We start from the raw sequence: 17,760 nt of genomic DNA on the forward strand, positions 1-17,760 counted from the left end.
CGGTCGCCAACTCCTGGAACACCACCCTCCAGCAGACCGCCGCCAACGTCACCGCCACCAGCCTGTCCTACAACGGCGCCCTCACCGCGGGCGGCTCCACCACCTTCGGCCTCCAGGCCAACGGCACCAGCACCACCCCCACCCTCACCTGCACCGCGTCCTGAGCCCCCACCCCAGGTGCCGGTCGTCCGGGACGACAACCGGCACCGAACGGTCGACCGCGCCGAGGGTGCTCCTTCGGCGCGGTCGCCCGCAGGCACCACCGACCACGCCTGTCCCGGCGGCGGGAGGATGGAGCCGTGGTCCGGAACGAGGACTGCCGACCGGTGACGGACCCGAGCCGGGACCTCTCCGTCCGGGTGGAGGCGATCGACGGCGAGCCCCTTCTGCAGCACGCCCGCCAGTCGGCCGGGCCGCCGGGCCTGGCTGCACGCCTACCAGGCCTTCACCGATGCCGACTCCCAAGCGCCGCTGGCCCCGCCCGACCTCGAACTCCTCGCCGGGGCGGCGGACATGACGGGCCATGGCGAGCAGGCGGTGGCAGCCCTGGAGCGCGCCTACACGGCGTACGAGGCGACCGGCGAGCTGGGGCGGGCGATGCGCTGCGCCTTCTGGCTGCAGAACTCCCTGGGTTTCAGCGGACTCGTCGCCCGCGCCGCCGGCTGGTCCCTGCGGGCCGCCCGACTGATCGGCGATCGCACGACCTGCGCCGAGCGCGGCTACCTGCTGGTGGCGGACATCCGGCGGCCTTTCGAGGCGGGCGACTTCCAGGGCGCGGCCGACGCCGCCCGCCGGGCACTCGACCTGCACGTCGCGGAACGGATCGCCGCCCGGGACGACCTCGGCACGCGGACCGGGGGTGCGACGCGCCCCGTTCCCGTCGAGGCCTGACCGCCTGCTGCGCCGCCGAGCGCCCGGCACAGCTCCGGGCGGCCCGGCGGCGCAGGTGGCTACGGTTCCAGCCGGAGCCAACTGGCGTGCCACAGCAGCGCGCACTGGCGGTCGCAGCCGTAGCCGCCCAGGGGCTCGCCGAGACATCGGAGGCCGTCGAGGGTGTACCAGGGCCCGCCGACCGGTCGCTGCCACCGGGCCAGGGATCGGTGCTGGACCGGGACCGCCGGGTGTCGCGTGCCCGCCCACCGCTCCATGCCGGGCTGGAAGGGGACCCCGTCGAGTCGGCCGGAGGCGTCGAGGGTGGCGCGGATCCGGTCCACCGGAAGCACTGTGGCGTGGAGCGCCGCCGGCTGCGGAGTCGCCAGCTCCGGCTCCGACGGTTCCAGCCAGTCGTCGCGGAACAGCAGCGCGCACGAGAGCCCGCAGCCCTGGCTGCGGTCCGCGCCCAGGCAGGTAGCCCCGGCGAGGGTGGTGGTGCGGGAGAGCGAACGGAAGCGGTAGTGGTCGTCGATCATCCGCCGCACCACGTGCTCGACCTGGTAGGTACCGCCGCAGTAGGACCACTGGCTGTCGGTGAACCACAGCCCGCAGTGCCGGTTGTCGGCGTCGAGCGTGGCCCGGACGGCGTCGGCGTCCTTGACGCGCACCCAGTCGCCGACGGCGAACGCGGACGGCTTGCCCTGCGGTGGAACGGCCCCCCTGCGCAGCCGCTGCTCCTCGAAGGCCTGGCGTGCCGCCCGCGCGAGTCCCAGCGGCGGGAGATCCCGCAGCGGCAGGCTCTTGTACTGGCATTTCATTACCAAGGCCGGTCGAAGTTCTTCCCGTACGGCCTGCATGGGAGCAGTCACGCGCATTCCTTCGCATGTCTGGCGGGATATTCGGGCGAGCATAGCATTACGGATCGGCACTCGTTCGAATTCCTATCAGCAGCACACGGGATTGTCGGATTTCCGACCGCGGCGCGTGGCCCTGCGAGCCGGGGAATCACCCGCCCGGCTGCCGTTCTGGGCCGTCGGTCTGTGTTAGCGTCGCTGATATCGGTGGAGTGGCCGAGTGGCAAGGCGACAGCCCGCAAGGCTGTAGACATAGGTTCGATCCCTGTCTCCACCTCAAAAAGGGTCCGCGCGGCATGTGAATGCCGCGCGGACCCTGCACGAATCCGGGATTTACGGGCACCCCGGAATCCCTTTCCCCCGCTTTCGGCGGCCCCGCCGGGTCACCCGGGCGGGGCCGCCGAAAGCCCGGCGCTCATTCGTCCGAGTACCCCAGGTCGCCGACCGTCCAGGCGCTGACTTCCGGGATCGCCACCCGGTACATGCCCCCGGTGTGGGGAAGGCCGAAACTTCCCTGCAGGATCTTGGCCCGGTGCAGGTGCAGATGCGTGGGCTTCTGGCCGCCACCCGTCTCGGGCGCCGCGAAAAGGGAGGCGAATGCCTGGAGAGGCTCGGATCCGGCTCCGAGCACCTGCGCAACCCGTTCGCGCCAGGCACGTTCGGGTGCGAGGCGGCCGGTGATGACAGCACCGGGGACCACGACGGTGATGGTCATCTGGTTGCTGCCCTCGGACTCCACCATGGCGGCCAGGGCCACGAGCAGTTCATCGGTCGTCGACATTCCCCCGAGCGTAGAGGACGCGTGCGCCCGAGGTGCACGCGAGTGCCACATCAACCGCACCGCCACCACGCACTCCGCGCCGACGGTACGTCAACTTCCCCGCAGTTACGCCGCGTTGCCCGAAGCTGGCCGGGATCGGGGCCGCCGGCCCGGCGTGCCGCGACGCGGGCGCGCGGCCGGAGCGGGCGCCGGCGCCCGGACGACGACCGGGACGCCCGAGGGGGTGCGGGCGCCGGTGATCCGGCTCAGCTCGTCGTCGCCGGGCCGGACGACGGTGACCGTGGGCGTGATCCGGGCGTCGGCCAGCAGGCGCTCCATCGTGCGGCGCTCGTGCGGCAGCACGAGCGTGACGACGCTGCCCGAGCGTCCGGCTCGGGCCGTACGGCCCCCGCGGTGGAGGTAGTCCTTGTGGTCGGCCGGCGGATCGACGTTGACGACGAGGTCCAGGTCGTCGATGTGGATGCCGCGAGCCGCCACGTTGGTGGCGACCAGCACGCTGACCTCTCCGGTCTTGAACTGGTCCAGGGTGCGGGCGCGTTGAGGCTGCGACTTGCCACCGTGCAGGGCGGCCGCGGGCACGCCGCTGTGCAGCAGGTGCCGGGTGAGCTGGTCCACGGCGTGCTTGGTGTCGAGGAACATGATGACCCGTCCGTCGCGGGCCGCGATCCGCGTCGCGGTCGCGTCCTTGTCGGTCAGCCGGACGTGCAGCAGGTGGTGCTCCATCGTGGTGACCGCGCCGGCCGAGGGGTCGACGCTGTGGACGACCGGGTCGCTGAGGTAGCGGCGCACCAGGCGGTCGACGTTCTTGTCGAGGGTGGCGGAGAAGAGCATCCGCTGCCCGTCGGCGTCGACCTGGTCGAGCAGGGCGGTGATCTGCGGCATGAAGCCCAGGTCGGTCATCTGGTCGGCCTCGTCCAGGACGGTGATCCGCACCTGGTCCAGCCGGCACTCGCCGCGCTCGATGAGGTCGGCGAGCCGTCCCGGGGTCGCGACCACGACCTCGGCGCCCCGGCGCAGGGCGTGCGCCTGACGGGCGATCGACAGGCCGCCGACGACGGTGGTGATCCGCAGCCGTACCGCTCGCGCGTAGGGGGTCAGTGCCTCGGTGACCTGCTGGGCCAACTCCCGGGTGGGGACCAGGACCAGCGCCAGCGGCTGCCCCGGTTGAGCCCGCCGGCCGGCGGACCGGGCGAGCAGGGCCAGGCCGAAGGCGAGGGTCTTGCCGGATCCGGTGCGGCCGCGGCCGAGCACGTCCCGCCCGGCCAGCGTGTTGGGAAGGGTGGCGCCCTGGATCGGGAAGGGCACCGTCACGCCGTTGGCGCCCAGCGTCGTCAGCAGCGCCGACGGCAGATCCAGGTCCTCGAAGGACTCGACGGCGGGCAGCGCCGCCGTCGAGGTGGCGGGCACGGCGAACTCGGCGGGCGGCATGGCCCGTCCGGGACGGGGGCCACCGGCGCGGCGCGGCGCCGCCGGGGTGAAGCGACCGCCCCCACGCGAGCCGGCGCGGGGGTGCCTACGAGCTTGTCGGTCCATGCGGAGCCTTTCTCGTTGCGGCACGTACCGCGCATTCCGCCGAGCCGGGAAACGGCCGGGAAACGGCAAGGGAACGAGCCGGACAGTGGTACCGGTTGCCGGGACCGGTGCGGACGACGGGAAAAGCGAGAGGCCGGGGCCCGCACCCCTGTGGAGGCGGGCCCCGGCCGTGCTGCGCTTGACGCGTCAGGCGGGGGTGATGTTCTCGGCCTGCGGGCCCTTCTGGCCCTGCGTGACGTCGAAGTTCACCTTCTGGCCTTCCTGCAGCTCGCGGAAGCCCTGGGTGGCGATGTTCGAGTAGTGGGCGAAGACGTCAGGGCCGCCGCCGTCCTGCTCGATGAAGCCGAAGCCCTTTTCCGAGTTGAACCACTTCACGGTTCCCGATGCCATCTTGAATCTCCTTCGGGGCAGTACACCGGAGCCACACCGTGCGGCCCCGCATCGCCGCGATGATGCCCCGTCCGACAAGATCGTCGGGAAAACAAAAAGTGCGCCCGCCGGAAACGCCACCGGCAGAAGCGCACTCGAAGTCTGGGAAACCACAACTGCAACTGCTTCGACAGTAGCACGACGATCAACGCGACGGCTCGACTGCAGGCCGGCGGGCCGGACGCCGGCGATGTGCCGACGAGGTTCCGGCGATCCGGCGCTACAGCTTGTTGAGCATCGAGCTCGAGGTCTGGACGCGTCTGCGGGAGGCACCGAAGTCGATGACGACCTCGTCCCTCCCGACGGTCACGACCCGGCCGAGGCCGTGCCGGTCATGACTGACCCGGTCCCCGACCTCGAACTGGACAGGCGGCAGCACCGGCACCTCGTCTCGGGCAAAGGGGCTGGTGGGCAGGACACGTCGGGACCACGCTGGCTTCGTCATTGCCGCCAGTATGCGCCACACGGGGCGGTCTTCCTACCCCCTGCCCCCGACCGTCAGCCTGACGAGGCATCAGATCGACGCGCCTCGCGCCGCGTCGTGGGTGACCAGACGGCCCCCGGCCACGCTGAACTGCCGGCGCGGAACCCTCCGGGAGCCCGTCGCGCCGGTCTTCGCGGGTCAGGACGCACGCTTCTCGCGCACCGACGCGGCGGCGGGCGGGCGGAAACAGGCGACGACCGTCTTGCCGTAGGGGCAGGCGTGGGCTTCCCAGCTGTCGGCGAGGGCGTCGACCAGCACCAGGCCCCTGCCGCCCGTGCTGTCCTCGTCCGGCGGGCGGCGGCGCGGCAGCTGCGGAGACGAGTCGTGCACGGCCACGTGCAGGCAGCGCCGGTCCCAGGTGAGCACGAGCTGTGCGCTGCTGTGGGCGTGGAAGTGGGCGTTGGTGACGAGTTCGGAGACCGTCAGCAGCACCGCCTCCACCGTCTGCGGTGCGTCGGCCGTCCAGTCCAGCGACCGCAGCCGCTCCCGTGCCCAGTCGCGGGCCGTCTTCGTGTCGCAGCTCAGGGGCAGCGAGCGGGCCCAGCCCACCGCCCGAAGTCGCGCCTGACTCACCTGCTCATCCTTTCGACCGCGCCCCTGGGAATTCGCCTACCCAGGGGGCGGGAAGGAAAGCGGGAGGCGGCGGACTTCCGGCGGGCTGCCCGGAGATGTCCGACGAACACGAGTGCGAGGGGCATCGCGGGGCAGGCGGACCGTCAGGAGGTGGACGACATGGGTCCTTTGCTGTTGGTACTGCTGCTGGCACTGATCCTCGGTGGCGTGGGCTTCGCCGTGCACGTGCTGTGGTGGATCGCCCTGATCGTGCTGGTGCTGTGGGTGGTTGGCTTCTTCGCCCGCTCGAGCGGCGGCGGCGGACGCTGGTACCGCTGGTAGTTGCGACAGTACGGCGGGAGGGGCAGCGCGCGGCACGTGCCCCTCCCGTCATGCTGCCGAGCCGAGTTGACGGCCCGTCAGCGTGTCCAGGATGGCCCTCTCCCCCAGGTCGGTCGCGGCCTGGTGGCGCGCCGGAGCCGAAGTGGTCCACCACGAAACGCGGTCGGGCCGTGAACGCGCTGTCTCGGCTGCCGGCCGGAGCCGCTCGGGCCAGTAGGCGGGCAGCACCCACGGGTCGGCGGTCGGCGGCGTCCAACTCAGCTGACCCCCGCCGACGTTGGCGGTGACGTGCACCACGGAGGCGGAGTCGTCGAGCGGGGTGACGCCCTTGACGGCAGGGCCCGGGCCCCGCACGGCCAGGACGCGATGAGCGTCCGCCGCGCGGCCCCGGAGCGGCCGCGGGCACGCAGGCGGTGGCGTCGTCGCGTCAGCGGGCGAACTTCTCGATGGCCGCCGGGGTGACCGGGGTGAAGAAGTTGACGAGGTTGCCGTCCGGGTCGCGGAACAGCAGCGACCGGTTTCCCCAGGGCATCGTGGTGGGCTCGGTGACGAAGTCGGTGACGAAGCCGGTCAGGTTCCGGTGGACGCGGTCCACGTCGTCGACGAGGAACTCGATGATCACGCTGCGGTTGTCCGCCGGGCGAGCGGAGCCCGGCGCGAACAGCGGGACGGTGCGGGTGCCACCGATCGCGAGGGTGGCGCCCGTGGTCCTGAGTTCGGCGAAGTCCTCGGTGGCCCATGTCGCCCGCGCCCCGGTGGCTCGCTCGTAGAAGGCGACGAGGCGCGCGACGTCGCCGGTGATGATGCGGATCGAGACGAAGTCCATGGGAATCTCCTTGGCTGTGCTGGAAGGCGTGCACGTCGCAGGCTAGGAGGGATAGCGGACAGATTCGGTCCCCTATCGGCGTTAGGCTGCGGACATGTCCCGACCCACGGGCCGCGTGCTGACCCTCCTGGAGCTGCTGCAGTCGGGAGGCACCCGAACGGTGGCCGAACTCGCCGACCGGCTCGGCGTCGACGGGCGCACCGTGCGCCGGTATGTGGACCACCTCATCGACCTCGATGTTCCGGTGGAGTCGGTACGCGGCCGCTACGGCGGGTACCGGCTCGCGCCCGGCTACCGTCTGCCTCCGCTCATGCTCAGCGACGACGAGGCGCTGGCCGTCCTGCTCGGTCTGGTCCTCGGCCGCCGGGCCGGTTTGACGACGAGCCAGCGGACGTCGAGCGAGACGGCGTCGGCCAAGATCCGGCGGGTGCTCCCCACGCACACCGCCCGCCGTCTGGACGCGATCCTCGACGCTCTCGCCTTCACGGACCAGCCCGGCGAGTCCGACGTTCCGGACGCCGGGGTCCTGCTCACGATCGCGGACGCGGTGCGCCACCACCGACCCGTCGCGATCCGCTACACCGACCGCGACGGACAGCGCAGCGAGCGCAGGTTGCACGCCTACGGGATCGTCGCCCACGCGGGCCGGTGGTACGTCACGGGCCACGACCCCCGGATCGGCGAGGAACGGACCTTCCGCCTCGACCGGATCGCGGACGCGCGGACCCTGCCCGGCTCGTTCGAGGCGCCAGCGGGCCCCGATCCGGCGGAGCGCGTGCTGTCGGGTTTCGCCACGGCGGAGTACCGCTACGAGGTGCGCCTGCGGATCCACGCGACGGTCGCGCAGATCCGCGCCCGCCTCCCCGCCGCCGTCGCGCAACTGGAGGAGCCGGAGGCCGCAGCGGACGAGGACCGCGAGACCGAGCGCTGGCGGCGGGTCGAACTGCGAGCGGAGCGGCTCGACTGGCTGCCTCCCGTCCTCGCCTCACTCGACCGGCCGTTCGTCATCGAGCGCCCCGCCGAACTGCGCGACCTCGTCCTCGCACTCGCCGACCGCCTCCGGTCCTGCGTCGCCGAGCCCGAGGGACCGATGTCCTGAGCCGTTGTCCTGAGACGGCCCCTGGGCCTCGACCAGCGCCGTGTCCGGACAGGCCCACCGTGTTGCGGCGCCCGGCACTCCCCCAGCCTTTCGGCCGGGGGTGCCCCCACGCCGCGTTGTCGGGCGCGCCCAAGGACGTCCAGTGCGAGGGCGACCCTCCGCCTTGCGAACGTCCCCCAGCCTTCGGCCGGGGGGTGCCCCCACCACCGGTCACCCCAACCCGGCGAACCCGTCCGGACGCGGCACTAGACCTCGATGGTCTCGCCGGGCGGCACGATCTCCAGGGGCACGTCGGTGAGCATGTCGGGGCTCAGGAAACGGGCCATCGACTGCTGGCCGAGCGGGCCGAGCATCGCCTCATGGATCTGCACCAGTCGCGCGGGGGCGACCTCCCGGACGTAGTCCACCGCCTCGCCGACCTTGGTCCACGGCCCGCTGGTGGGCAGCAGCAGCACGCCCACGGGGACCTCCGGGACGTGGTAGGCGTCGCCGGGGTGGTAGACGTGCCCGTCGACCAGGTAGCCCACATTGGCGACCTGCGGGATGTCACGGTGGATCGAGGCGTGCAGGTCGCCGAGGACGGTCAGGTCGAAGCCCGCGACGTTGAACGCGTCCCCCGCCGCGACGGCCACGACCTGGCCGCGGCGGGCCTCCGTCCAGCGTCCGACCACCGACGCCGGCCCGTAGACCCGCAGCTCGGGCCGGGCCTCCAGGGCCTTGGCGACCAGCTCCTCGTCGAAGTGGTCGAAGTGTTCGTGCGTGATCAGTACCGCCTCGGCCCCGGCCACGACCTCCGCCGCGTCGGGCGTGAACGCGCCCGGGTCGACGGCGATCCGGGCTCCGCCCTTCGTGAAGGTCACACAGGCGTGGGCGTGCTTGGTGAGCTGCATCGGGATTCCTCTCGGAGACACGCAGGAAAGCCTGTACAGGCTAACCTGTACAGATCGGACTGTACAGCCTGGCCTGTGGGCCTGTACCGTGTCCTCATGACGCCGCCCGCCGCCGCGCCCGAGCCCGAGCGACTCGCAGCCGACCTCCGCACGGCAGTCGGCGAACTGGTCCGCGCCGGGCGCCCGTTCGACCAGCTCGCGCCCATCCCGGCGACGGTGCTCGACCTGCTCGACCGACAGGGGCCGATGACGACGGCGGAACTCGCGGCCAGCCGTGGGGTGCGCCACCAGACCATGGCCGCGACCGTCAGGGAACTCACCGAGTCCGGCCTCCTCACCGCCGAGCCCCACCCTGCCGACGCCCGCAAGAAGACGCTGACGCTGACGCCGGAGGGCCGCCGCGCGATCGAGGCCGACCGCCGGCAGCGGATCGGCCTGCTCGCGCGGGCCCTCACCGAGAACCTGGACGAGGCCGAACAGCGCCTCCTCGCCCGGGCCCTGCCCCTGCTCGGCCGCGTCTCCGCGGCCCTGAGCGCCGGGGACGCCGCCCGCGGTGCGGTCTCGGACCGCGGCCCGATCAGCGGCGCGTGGTGAGCGTCCACGCGGTGCAGCGCGGCCCCCATCCGTCGCCATCCCGGCATACCGGCCGAACCGCCGTTCCCTGCGGGTCCTCTGACGCGCGCTCAGCCCGACCTCCTCAGCGCGCGAGGACCAGGCCGGCCGGCGACGGGGTGGCGTGGAAGGTGACGTCGGTGAAGCCCGCCGCCTGCAGCCACGTCCGGTAGTCGTCCTGGGTCCAGGTCGAGCCGTGCCGGGTCTGCAGCAGCATCATCGAGGCGAAGATCAGAGGGAAGGGCGGTCCGGTGCGGCCGTTGTCGACGACGAAGTCGTTGACCACCAGCGTTCCGCCCGGCCGCAGGGCCCGGCGGAACTTCCGGAACACCGCCACGTTGTCGTCCGGCGTCTCCTGGTGGGCCAGGTGGGAGTAGAGCCCGATGTCGTACTCGCCGCTGCCGAAGTCCACGGTGTGGAAGTCGCCGTCGACGGTTCGGAAGCGGTCGCCGACGCCGTGCTCGGCCGTGAACGCCGAGGCGATCCGGTTGACGTTGGCCCAGTCGATCTGGGTGGAACGCGCCTGCGGGTTCATGCCCAGCCAGATGACGGAGAAGATCCCCGAGCCGCCGCCGACGTCGAGGATCGAAACCGCTCCGGCAGTCGCCAGGTCCAGTTCCCGCGCGGCGGTGAGCGCCGACGGCACCGCCAGCGGGGCGATCGCCGGCACGAGTTCCTCCCAGAAGGCGTTCTCGGAGACGTCGGCGGTGTCCTCCGCGACGGGGACGCCGGTGCGCGCCACCTCGGGCAGGTGCGACCAGCGGGGCATGTCGAGGAACTGCAGCTTCGCGAACGCGCCGAGGCAGGAGGGCTTCCCCTCCACCAGGAAGGCCGCTGCGTCAGGGGAGTTGCGGTACCTGCCGTCCTGGACCTCGACGAGGCCGAGGCCGACCAGCCCGTCCAGAAGCGCCCGGGCGCCGCGCGGGGCGAGTCCCGCCTGCGTGGCCACGTCCTCCACCGTGGCCGCGCCGTTGTCGAGATGGGTGAACACCGAATGGATCGCACCGGTCGCGAGCAGGCCGGCCGCCCAGCCTCCGGTGGTGATCTGCATGATCTTTTCTGGGGACGGCTGCGCTGCGGCGTCCATGGCTGCCTCCACAAGGTACCGGGGCGGCCCTGCCCGCAACGGACCGGCGGGACAGGGCAGTTGTCACCAGGTCGAGGGCCCGCCTGCGGCTCCGGGCCCACGGGCCCCGTTCCCTCCTCCCGAGCATGCGCCCCGCCCATGCCTCCAGCCAGCCGGGCCGCCCCAGGTCGGAAGCCTGCCCACCGCGCTGTTCCCGGCCCGGCTCCGCGCCCGGCCCGCGCGGCTCAGCGGAAGGCAGCGGCGTTGCGCCGCGCCCAGGAGGCGAACGACGTGCCGGGGCGGCCCAGCAGGCGGGCCAGGTCGGGACTGACCCGCTGCTCCTCCTCCGTGGGCATGCCCAGGATCGCGAGGGTGCCCTCGACCACGGGTAGCGGCATGAACCGGGACATCTGCTCGTGGGCCTGCTCGCGCGACTGCTCGACGAACGTGATCGGCTCGCCGATCGCCTCGGCGATCGCGGCCGCCCGTTGGCGAGGCGTCGTCGCCTCCGGTCCGGTCAGGACGTAGGTCGCGCCCTTGTACCCGTCCCGCGTCAGGACCGCGGCTGCCGCCGCCGCCACGTCGTCGGGGGCGACGAACGGGAGCGCGACATCGGCGAAGGGCGCGGCTGCGGTGCGGTGGGCGCGGACGGGCTCGGCCCAGGCGAGGACGTTGGAGGCCATGCCGCCCGAGCGCAGCACCGTCCAGTCCAGTCCGCTCGCGGCGACGGCCTCCTCGAACCGGGCCGGGTGCCGATAGGCCTCGGGCCGCGTGGCGACACCTTGGGAGGACAGCAGGACCACCTTGGTGATCCCGCTCTCCCGTGCCGCGGCCAGGACGCCGTCGGGCTGCTCACCGGCCGCCAGCAGGAACAGTGCCTCGGCCCCGGCCAGCGCGGGCCGCAGCGACGCGGGGTCGGCGAGATCGGCCGGGACCGCGCGCACGCCCTCGGGTACGTCGGCCGGCGTGATCCGCCGCGCCACGGCGACGACCTGCTCCCCCGCGGCGGCCAGCAGACCGACCAGCGCGCGTCCCACGTTTCCCGTCGCACCCGTCACGACGATGCTCATGTCGCCTCCAGAAGTTAGTTAGTTGGCTGACTCAGTTCTTGGGACTCTAGCAGGCCGAGGAGGCGGTCTGTCTATAGTCAGTTGGGTGACCAACTCTGCGAAGGTTCAGGCGCGCGGCGCCGACAAGCGCCGCCGGCTCATGCGGGCCGCCGCCCAGGTGCTGCACGAGCAGGGGGTCGAGCGCACCACCCTGGCGGACATCGCCAACGCGGCAGGCGTGCAGGTCGGGAACGTGTACTACTACTTCAAGACCAAGGACGAACTGGTCCGGGCCGCCCTCGCCGAGCACTCCGCCCGCCTCGACGCCCTGACCGCCCGCCTCGACGAGCGGCCCGACCCCCTCGACCGGCTCAAGGGCCTGGTCGAGGCGTGGGTCGGCGAACGCGACACCGCCGCCCGCTACGGCTGTCCCACCGGCACCCTCGCCGCCGAACTCGACAAGCGCGCCGACGGCACGCTCGACCAGGCCGCCGGCGACACCATCCGCCAACTGCTCGACTGGGCCCAGGCGCAGTTCGCGGCCCTGGGCCTGGCCGATCCGGCCGACCTGGCCGTCACCCTCGTCGCGGGCTACCAGGGCATGTCGCTGCTCACCAACGCCCTGCGCGACCCCGGCATCATGACCCGCGAGGGGGACCGCCTGCTGCGCTGGCTGGACGGCCTCGCCGGTCCGACGTCCGCCCCCGGCCGCCCGGGCTGAGCCGGCTCACCGGGCCGACGCCCGCATCCCGCCGCCCCGGCCGACCACCGGAGGGCCGGGCACATCCCAGGTCCGCCCAACTGCCCTCCGGATGCGAAGCGTTGGCGGCCCAGCCGCAGCTGGGCCCACCGGCGCCTCCGCCTGCCCGCCCGGGGATGGACTGGACTAGGCTCCGCAGAGGGGCTGCCGATCACGCGGAGGTACGGGTGTCCGGACTGGTGGGACGGCGGGTGGCCGGGGCCTCCTTCGAGCAGTTGGGCGCCTGGCCCGCCGAGGCCGACCTCGGCGTCTACGTCGTCGACGAGAACGGTCGGATCGTGGGCACGCACGCCCGCACCCTGGAGCTGCTGCGCTGGACGCAGGAGGAACTGCTGGGCCGGGACGGCCACGAGATGCTGCACCGCAAGGCCGACGGCGGGACCCTCCCCCGCGCCCAGTGCCCGATGATGCAGGCCATGCTCACCGGCCGGCCCGTCCACGGCGACGACACCTGGTTCGCCCGCGGCGACGGCACCCTGCTGCCCGTCTCCTGGCTGGTGTCCCCCTGCCGCTGGGACGACGGCACGGCGGGGACGCTGGTGGTCTTCCACGAGGTCCCCCCGGCCGAGCCGGCGCGGCCCCTGGGCGCGCTCACCGAGCTGGAACGGCTCGCGCTCCTCGCGGAGACCACGTCCACGCTGACCGCGACCCTCAACGAGCAGGAGTGCGTCCGGCGGCTGGTGCACCTGCTGCTCCCCCGACTGGCCGACTGGGTCGTGGTGGACCTGGCCGACGAGCAGGGCGAGGTGTGGCGCACCACCGTCGCGACCTGCCTGCCGGACGGGCGGGTCCGCCGCCGCCACGACCTCGAGGGACCGATGCCGCCGGTCACCCCCCGGTCGCAGCTGCCGCTGTCACGCGCGCTGCGCGGCGGCGTGGCCTCACTGGCCGGGCCGGAGGTGTACGAGGGGGCGCCGGACTCGGGCATCGCGGTGATCCAGCACGACCTGTTCGCGGTCACCGGCATCCGCTCGGCGGCCATCGCCCCGATCCGCGACAACCGGGTCGTGCTGGGCGCGGTCACCATCGGCCGCACCGAGCCCGGCTCCCGGTACACCGTGCAGGACCTGTCCCTGCTGGAGGACATCAGCCGCCGGGCCGGCCTCGCCCTGTCCAACTCCCGTCTCTACCAACGCCAGCGCCGCATCGCCGAGACCATGCAGCGGCACCTGCTGCCGCAGCTCCCGGACGTGCCGGGGCTGCAGATGGCCGCCCGATACCTCCCCGCGCCCGAGGCCTCCCAGGTGGGCGGCGACTGGTACGACGCGTTCACCCTGCCCGGCGGCGACACGGCCGTGGTCATCGGCGACGTGATCGGCCACGACCTGGACGCGGCCGCCGGCATGGCCCAGCTGCGGAACATGCTGCGGGCGCTGACCTGGGCGCTGGAGGGAAGTCCGGGCCTGCTGCTGGACCGGCTCGACGAGTCGGTCACGCACATAGCCGACGCCGTCATGGCCACCCTTGTCCTGGCCCGGATCCACCGCGGCCCGGCGGGCGAATGGTCGGTGCGCTGGAGCAACGCGGGCCACCCCCCGCCGCTGCTCGTGACCGGCGACGGCCAGGCCCGGTTCCTCGACACGGCCAGCGGCCTGCTGCTGGGCAGCGGCTTCCCGGCACGCCGGACGGAGGCGGTGGAGCCGCTGCCGCCCGGCTCCACCCTGCTGCTCTACACGGACGGCCTGATCGAGTCCCCGGCCCAGGGCATCGACCCGGGCCTGTCCCAACTTCGGCGCCACGCCGCCGCGTTGGCCCACCGCCCGCTGGACCGCATGTGCGACCAGCTGCTCGACCGGGTCCGCCCCGGGGACAACCAGGACGACGTCGCACTGCTGGCCATCCGCACACCCTGACCCGGCCGGGCGCGGGAGCCGAACCGACCCGCTGCCGGCCCGCACCGGAGCGGCCTGCTGCCGGGACCGACCGGACGGCTGCCACCTGCGAGGTTTCGTCTCGGTGCGGCGGGCAAGCCGCATCCCCGGACGTCCCCTTCGCGCGCATCGACAGGAGGTGCTCATGGCGGTGCCTCCCGAGCGGGCGACCGGACCGACGGTGGGGGTCGAGGAGGAGTACCTGCTGGTCGATCCCGTGTCCGGCAGCCCTCGGCCGATCGCCGACCGGGTCCAGGAACTCGCCCGGCGGGATCCCCGGCTGGACCCGCACGAGGTGCAGCACGAACTCCTGCAGGCCCAGGTCGAGGTCTCGACGCCGATCTGCTCCTCGCTGCCGGAGGTCGCCGGCCATCTGCTGCGGCTGCGGCACGCCCTCGGGTCGGCCGCGGAGCAGGCCGGCTGCCGGCTCGCCGCCTGTGCCACCTCCACCGGCGACCTGGAGGTCGCCATCCCGGTGACCGCCACCGCCCGCTACCGCGCGCTGCGCACGGCGGCGCCCCGGCTGGTCGACGAGCAGCTGATCAACGGGATGCACGTGCACGTCGCCGTGCCGGAGCGGGACACCGGCGTGCGGGTGATGAACCGGATGCGGCCGTGGCTGCCGCTGCTGCTCGCGCTCTCGGCCAACTCACCGCTCTGGCTGGGAGTTGACACCGGGTTCGCCAGCTGGCGCCATCTCGTCTACAGCCGGTGGCCGGTCACCGGCATCCCGCCGCTGTTCCGCGACGCGCACGACTACGAGGAGCGGGTGGCCCGGTTGGTCGCGGGCGGCCTGATCGGGGATCCGGGCCAGCTGTACTGGGCGATCCGGCTGTCGGAGCGGTATCCCACGGTCGAGGTGCGGGTCTGCGACATCCAGCTGCGGGTGGACGAGGCCGTGATGCTGGCCGGCCTGATCCGGGCCCTGGTGATGACTCTGCAGGAGGACGCGACCGCCGACGAGGCCGGAGGCCGGATGACCTCCGAGTGGCTGCAGGCCGCCCTGTGGTCCGCCGCCCGGCACGGGATCGACGACCGGGTGCCCGACCCGTGGAGCGGCGCGCTGCGCAAGGTCGGCGACGTGTGCAGCGACGCCCTGGACTACCTGTCCCCCGCGCTGGAGGCGACCGGCGACGCCCGGCACGTCGTCCCGCTGGTGCACCGGCTGCTGCGCGAGGGCAACGGCGCGGTGCGCCAGCAGCGCGTCCTGGGCGAGGGCGGCTGGCCGGCGCTGCGGGACTTCCTGCTGCTGCAGACCAGCGGCCAGGGCTGAGAAACGGCCGGTTCGCGGTCTCGACGGCGGGCAGGCGCGCCCCATGGAGCACCGAGAGAGCGAGACCTTCCGCAGGGCCGTCGTCACCGGCTCGGACTCGGGCATCGGCCGGTCCGTCGCCGTTGCCCTCGCGGCGCAGGGGATGGACGTCGGGATCACCTGGCACAGCGACGAGCCCGGCGCCGAGGAGACGGCGAAGGAGGCGCGCGGCCACGGCGTGCGGGCGGCGGTCCGCCGACTGGACCTGCTGGACCTGGGGCGGGCCGGGGCCGTCGTCGACGAACTGGCGAGCGAGCTGGGCGGGTTGGACGTCCTGGTGAACTGCTCGGGGACCGGCAGCAGCGAGCCGGCGCTGGACATGGACCTGGACACCTGGCGCCGGGTGCTGACGGTGGACCTGGACGGAGTCTTCGTCTGCGTCCAGCGCGCCGCGCGGCACATGGTCGCCGCCGGGCACGGCGGCCGGATCATCACCATCACCAGCGTGCACGAGCACGCGCCCCGGGTGGGCTCGGCGCCCTACTGCGCGGCGAAGGCGGGAGCCGGGCTGCTGAGCCAGGTCCTGGCGCTGGAGCTGGCCGAGTACGGCATCACCGTCAACTGCGTGGCGCCCGGCGAGATCAGCACGCCGATGACCGGCCAGACCGACACCGATCCGGCCGGCCGGTCCCGCCCCGGCGTCCCGCTCGGCCGGCCCGGACACGCCGACGAGGTCGCCGCGGTCGTCGCCTTCCTGGCCTCCCCCGCCGCCGGCTACGTCACCGGCGCCTCGTACGTGGTCGACGGCGGCATGCTGCTGATGGGCCCTCAGGCGGGTTCGCACCTCACGTCGGACGACTGGCGCGGCGTGTGAGAGCCGGCCTGGGGCCGCTCGCCTCGGGGAGTTGACGCCGCCTCAGCCGAGCGCCGGGCGGGCGCAGGCGGCTCACAGGGGCATGGCCGGCAGCTCGACCACCCGGCAGGCGAGGGGTGTGTCGGGACCGAGGTGGCAGCAGGCGCTGGCGGTCGCGTGGCCGTCGGCGACGAACAGTGCGCGCCCGGCGGCGAGGTCGCCCCGCACCAGCAGCGCCGGGCTCAGCGGCTTGCCCTTCGCCGCCCGCTTCAGCGCCCGGGCGACCTCCGGATGCTGCCGGTCCAGCGGGGGCAGCTGGGCGGCGTGCAGGACGTCGCCGGCGTCCAGGAGGTCCGTGCGGGCGGCGGACAGCAGGCCCACCAGCACGTCGGCGGTACCGGGGCTGGCCACCAGCGACAGCCGGGCGCGGGCGGCGGGGAGATCGGGGTCCCCGCTCCAGTCGGGTGACGTCTTCTTGCGGCTCATCGTGCGTCCTCTCTGCGCGGATCGGCGCGGATCACGGTGCGCCGGTCGCCTACCCCGCCGGTGCGGTAGGCACGCCGGGCACACCGGCGGCGAGTCGTCGGCAGAAGAGGGCCTCGGTCGCGGCGGTCCGCGCGAGCTCGTCCGGGTGGACGCTCTCGTCGGGCGCGTGGACGCGCGCGAGGGGCTCCTCCACGCCGACCATGATCACCTCCGCTCCTGGGTGCGCCTCGGCCAGCGCGCTGCACACGGGGACCGTGCCGCCGTCGCCCCGGTAGCGCAGTGGCTGCCCGTAGACCTCGCGTGCCGCGTCGGCGAACGCGGCCCACACCGGTCCGGAGGCGGAAGCGCGGTACGGGCGCGCCGAGTTGAGCACGGTGACCGCGACGCGGGCGCCCCAGGGGGCGCTCTGCCGGATCCGGGCGACCAGTGCCGCCGCCGCGCTGTCGGCCTCGGTGCCCGGCGGGATGCGGAGGTTGATCCGGGCCCGGGCGGTGCCGGCGCCCGTGGCCGGCGGCCCGTCGATGCCGGTGACGGTCAGGGCCGGACGGGCCCACAGCCGGTCGGCGACGCTGCCGGTGCCGGTCAGCGCGACGCCCGGGAGCACACCCGCGGCCTGCCGGAACTCGCCTTCGTCCCAGTCCTCCTGGGACCAGTTGCCGTCAACCGGGAGGCCGGGAAGGCAGGGTGCGCCGGTCCCGTCCCGCAGGGCGTTCAGGATGCGCAGCAGCGCGGCCGGCGCGTCCGGACCGTGGCGCCGGCGACGGTCGGGAAGTTCGACGGTGACCGTCAGATCGACGGCACCGCGCAGCACCACGGTGGCGGTGGGGACGCCGACCTCGGCGTTGCCGGAGTCGCCGAGCAGGACCGCGTCCGCCGCGAAGTCGCGGGGGTGCGCGCGCACGTGGTCCACCAGCGCGCTGCTGTCGCTCTCCTCGCTGCCCTCCACCAGCACCCGGACGCCCACGGGCGGGTCGGGGCCCAGGGCCCGCAGGGCGGTGAGGTGGGCCACCAGGTTGCCCTTGGCGTCGGCCGCGCCGCGGCCGTACCAGCGGCCGCCGCGCTCGGTCAGCCGGAACGGCGGCGAGTGCCACTCCGCGAGGTCGCCCGGCGGCTGCACGTCGTAGTGGCAGTAGAGCAGCACCGTGGGC

22 protein-coding genes and 1 tRNA gene are annotated in these 17,760 nt (G+C 73.6%); 10 read left to right on the forward strand and 13 right to left on the reverse strand.

Features of this window, described 5'->3' with window-relative positions; translation table 11 throughout:
* Positions 1–164: cellulose binding domain-containing protein (locus tag ACFP3V_RS30620; protein WP_380590754.1), on the forward strand; the 164-nt coding region annotated here is incomplete at its 5' end.
* Positions 165–513: 349 nt separating this feature from the next.
* Positions 514–891, forward strand: coding sequence for a hypothetical protein (locus tag ACFP3V_RS30625; protein ID WP_380590705.1), 378 nt, complete (start codon positions 514–516; stop codon positions 889–891).
* Positions 892–950: 59 nt separating this feature from the next.
* Here ACFP3V_RS30625 and ACFP3V_RS30630 read toward each other — a convergent pair whose 3' ends face one another.
* The gene (locus tag ACFP3V_RS30630; RefSeq protein WP_380590708.1) at positions 951–1,742 is read right to left on the reverse strand and encodes a hypothetical protein; all 792 of its coding nucleotides are present in this window, start codon (positions 1,740–1,742) and stop codon (positions 951–953) included.
* Positions 1,743–1,933: 191 nt separating this feature from the next.
* On the opposite strand from ACFP3V_RS30630, the gene ACFP3V_RS30635 reads away from it, so the two are divergent.
* A tRNA-Cys gene (locus tag ACFP3V_RS30635) sits at positions 1,934–2,004 on the forward strand.
* Between the two features lie 138 nt (positions 2,005–2,142).
* Here the strand turns inward: ACFP3V_RS30635 and ACFP3V_RS30640 are convergent.
* The 5 genes from ACFP3V_RS30640 to ACFP3V_RS30660 all read right to left on the reverse strand — a co-directional run bounded on the left by ACFP3V_RS30640 (position 2,143) and on the right by ACFP3V_RS30660 (position 5,527).
* Positions 2,143–2,508, reverse strand: a complete 366-nt coding sequence (locus ACFP3V_RS30640; RefSeq protein WP_380590711.1) for a hypothetical protein — start codon at positions 2,506–2,508, stop codon at positions 2,143–2,145.
* Positions 2,509–2,613: 105 nt separating this feature from the next.
* Positions 2,614–4,041 (reverse strand): DEAD/DEAH box helicase, encoded by a 1,428-nt coding sequence (locus ACFP3V_RS30645; RefSeq protein WP_380590714.1) that lies wholly within the window; start codon positions 4,039–4,041, stop codon positions 2,614–2,616.
* A gap of 186 nt (positions 4,042–4,227) precedes the next feature.
* Positions 4,228–4,431: a cold-shock protein gene (locus tag ACFP3V_RS30650; RefSeq protein WP_380590717.1), complete on the reverse strand. Its 204-nt coding sequence runs from the start codon at positions 4,429–4,431 to the stop codon at positions 4,228–4,230.
* 259 nt (positions 4,432–4,690) lie between these two features.
* Positions 4,691–4,915 (reverse strand): hypothetical protein, encoded by a 225-nt coding sequence (locus tag ACFP3V_RS30655; protein ID WP_380590720.1) that lies wholly within the window; start codon positions 4,913–4,915, stop codon positions 4,691–4,693.
* A gap of 177 nt (positions 4,916–5,092) precedes the next feature.
* On the reverse strand, positions 5,093–5,527 hold the full coding sequence (locus tag ACFP3V_RS30660; RefSeq protein ID WP_380590723.1) for an ATP-binding protein: 435 nt from the start codon (positions 5,525–5,527) through the stop codon (positions 5,093–5,095).
* A gap of 159 nt (positions 5,528–5,686) precedes the next feature.
* Between ACFP3V_RS30660 and ACFP3V_RS30665 the strand changes: the two genes are divergently transcribed.
* Complete coding sequence (locus tag ACFP3V_RS30665; RefSeq protein WP_380590726.1) at positions 5,687–5,848, forward strand: DUF5670 family protein; 162 nt, start codon at positions 5,687–5,689, stop codon at positions 5,846–5,848.
* A gap of 48 nt (positions 5,849–5,896) precedes the next feature.
* Here the strand turns inward: ACFP3V_RS30665 and ACFP3V_RS30670 are convergent, their stop codons facing one another.
* Positions 5,897–6,202, reverse strand: a complete 306-nt coding sequence (locus tag ACFP3V_RS30670) for a hypothetical protein (RefSeq protein WP_380590728.1) — start codon at positions 6,200–6,202, stop codon at positions 5,897–5,899.
* A 73-nt stretch (positions 6,203–6,275) separates the two neighbouring features.
* Positions 6,276–6,674, reverse strand: coding sequence for a VOC family protein (locus ACFP3V_RS30675; RefSeq protein WP_380590730.1), 399 nt, complete (start codon positions 6,672–6,674; stop codon positions 6,276–6,278).
* 94 nt (positions 6,675–6,768) lie between these two features.
* Here ACFP3V_RS30675 and ACFP3V_RS30680 point away from each other — a divergent pair, with 94 nt between their 5' ends.
* The gene (locus tag ACFP3V_RS30680) at positions 6,769–7,773 is read left to right on the forward strand and encodes a helix-turn-helix transcriptional regulator (protein ID WP_380590731.1); all 1,005 of its coding nucleotides are present in this window, start codon (positions 6,769–6,771) and stop codon (positions 7,771–7,773) included.
* A gap of 245 nt (positions 7,774–8,018) precedes the next feature.
* On the opposite strand, the gene ACFP3V_RS30685 is transcribed toward ACFP3V_RS30680, so the two are convergent.
* On the reverse strand, positions 8,019–8,663 hold the full coding sequence (locus ACFP3V_RS30685) for an MBL fold metallo-hydrolase (RefSeq protein WP_380590734.1): 645 nt from the start codon (positions 8,661–8,663) through the stop codon (positions 8,019–8,021).
* Between the two features lie 96 nt (positions 8,664–8,759).
* Between ACFP3V_RS30685 and ACFP3V_RS30690 the strand changes: the two genes are divergently transcribed.
* Positions 8,760–9,257, forward strand: coding sequence for a MarR family winged helix-turn-helix transcriptional regulator (locus ACFP3V_RS30690; RefSeq protein ID WP_380590737.1), 498 nt, complete (start codon positions 8,760–8,762; stop codon positions 9,255–9,257).
* Between the two features lie 103 nt (positions 9,258–9,360).
* Here ACFP3V_RS30690 and ACFP3V_RS30695 read toward each other — a convergent pair whose 3' ends face one another.
* Positions 9,361–10,362: a methyltransferase gene (locus ACFP3V_RS30695; protein ID WP_380590739.1), complete on the reverse strand. Its 1,002-nt coding sequence runs from the start codon at positions 10,360–10,362 to the stop codon at positions 9,361–9,363.
* A 224-nt stretch (positions 10,363–10,586) separates the two neighbouring features.
* Positions 10,587–11,411, reverse strand: a complete 825-nt coding sequence (locus ACFP3V_RS30700; protein WP_380590741.1) for an SDR family oxidoreductase — start codon at positions 11,409–11,411, stop codon at positions 10,587–10,589.
* A gap of 85 nt (positions 11,412–11,496) precedes the next feature.
* On the opposite strand from ACFP3V_RS30700, the gene ACFP3V_RS30705 reads away from it, so the two are divergent.
* From ACFP3V_RS30705 to ACFP3V_RS30720, 4 genes are all read left to right on the forward strand, one after another.
* Positions 11,497–12,111 (forward strand): TetR/AcrR family transcriptional regulator, encoded by a 615-nt coding sequence (locus ACFP3V_RS30705; protein ID WP_465270118.1) that lies wholly within the window; start codon positions 11,497–11,499, stop codon positions 12,109–12,111.
* A gap of 206 nt (positions 12,112–12,317) precedes the next feature.
* Positions 12,318–14,003 (forward strand): SpoIIE family protein phosphatase, encoded by a 1,686-nt coding sequence (locus ACFP3V_RS30710; protein ID WP_380590743.1) that lies wholly within the window; start codon positions 12,318–12,320, stop codon positions 14,001–14,003.
* A 163-nt stretch (positions 14,004–14,166) separates the two neighbouring features.
* The gene (locus tag ACFP3V_RS30715) at positions 14,167–15,294 is read left to right on the forward strand and encodes a carboxylate-amine ligase (RefSeq protein ID WP_380590746.1); all 1,128 of its coding nucleotides are present in this window, start codon (positions 14,167–14,169) and stop codon (positions 15,292–15,294) included.
* A 43-nt stretch (positions 15,295–15,337) separates the two neighbouring features.
* Entirely contained in the window at positions 15,338–16,147 is an 810-nt protein-coding gene (locus tag ACFP3V_RS30720; RefSeq protein ID WP_380590748.1) for an SDR family oxidoreductase, read from the forward strand.
* Between the two features lie 72 nt (positions 16,148–16,219).
* Here ACFP3V_RS30720 and ACFP3V_RS30725 read toward each other — a convergent pair whose 3' ends face one another.
* Together ACFP3V_RS30725 and ACFP3V_RS30730 are read right to left on the reverse strand one after the other, a co-directional pair.
* A complete protein-coding gene (locus ACFP3V_RS30725) occupies positions 16,220–16,612 on the reverse strand; it encodes a hypothetical protein (protein WP_380590750.1) in 393 nt (130 codons plus the stop codon).
* 49 nt (positions 16,613–16,661) lie between these two features.
* A partial coding sequence (locus ACFP3V_RS30730; RefSeq protein ID WP_380590752.1) for a M20/M25/M40 family metallo-hydrolase occupies positions 16,662–17,760 on the reverse strand: 1,099 nt, incomplete at its 5' end.

The organism is Streptacidiphilus monticola (genome assembly GCF_042658505.1).
In the GTDB taxonomy this organism is placed as follows: Bacteria; Actinomycetota; Actinomycetes; order Streptomycetales; family Streptomycetaceae; genus Streptacidiphilus; species Streptacidiphilus monticola.

Excerpts from the sequence above, each read along its gene's own strand:
- ACFP3V_RS30625 (WP_380590705.1), top strand. The coding sequence starts at position 514 with ATGACGGGCCATGGCGAGCAGGCGGTGGCAGCCCTGGAGCGCGCCTAC.
- ACFP3V_RS30640 (WP_380590711.1), bottom strand. The coding sequence starts at position 2,508 with ATGTCGACGACCGATGAACTGCTCGTGGCCCTGGCCGCCATGGTGGAG.
- ACFP3V_RS30645 (WP_380590714.1), bottom strand. The coding sequence starts at position 4,041 with ATGGACCGACAAGCTCGTAGGCACCCCCGCGCCGGCTCGCGTGGGGGC.
- ACFP3V_RS30650 (WP_380590717.1), bottom strand. The coding sequence starts at position 4,431 with ATGGCATCGGGAACCGTGAAGTGGTTCAACTCGGAAAAGGGCTTCGGC.
- ACFP3V_RS30655 (WP_380590720.1), bottom strand. The coding sequence starts at position 4,915 with ATGACGAAGCCAGCGTGGTCCCGACGTGTCCTGCCCACCAGCCCCTTT.
- ACFP3V_RS30665 (WP_380590726.1), top strand. The coding sequence starts at position 5,687 with ATGGGTCCTTTGCTGTTGGTACTGCTGCTGGCACTGATCCTCGGTGGC.
- ACFP3V_RS30675 (WP_380590730.1), bottom strand. The coding sequence starts at position 6,674 with ATGGACTTCGTCTCGATCCGCATCATCACCGGCGACGTCGCGCGCCTC.
- ACFP3V_RS30680 (WP_380590731.1), top strand. The coding sequence starts at position 6,769 with ATGTCCCGACCCACGGGCCGCGTGCTGACCCTCCTGGAGCTGCTGCAG.
- ACFP3V_RS30685 (WP_380590734.1), bottom strand. The coding sequence starts at position 8,663 with ATGCAGCTCACCAAGCACGCCCACGCCTGTGTGACCTTCACGAAGGGC.
- ACFP3V_RS30690 (WP_380590737.1), top strand. The coding sequence starts at position 8,760 with ATGACGCCGCCCGCCGCCGCGCCCGAGCCCGAGCGACTCGCAGCCGAC.
- ACFP3V_RS30695 (WP_380590739.1), bottom strand. The coding sequence starts at position 10,362 with ATGGACGCCGCAGCGCAGCCGTCCCCAGAAAAGATCATGCAGATCACC.
- ACFP3V_RS30700 (WP_380590741.1), bottom strand. The coding sequence starts at position 11,411 with ATGAGCATCGTCGTGACGGGTGCGACGGGAAACGTGGGACGCGCGCTG.
- ACFP3V_RS30715 (WP_380590746.1), top strand. The coding sequence starts at position 14,167 with ATGGCGGTGCCTCCCGAGCGGGCGACCGGACCGACGGTGGGGGTCGAG.
- ACFP3V_RS30720 (WP_380590748.1), top strand. The coding sequence starts at position 15,338 with ATGGAGCACCGAGAGAGCGAGACCTTCCGCAGGGCCGTCGTCACCGGC.
- ACFP3V_RS30725 (WP_380590750.1), bottom strand. The coding sequence starts at position 16,612 with ATGAGCCGCAAGAAGACGTCACCCGACTGGAGCGGGGACCCCGATCTC.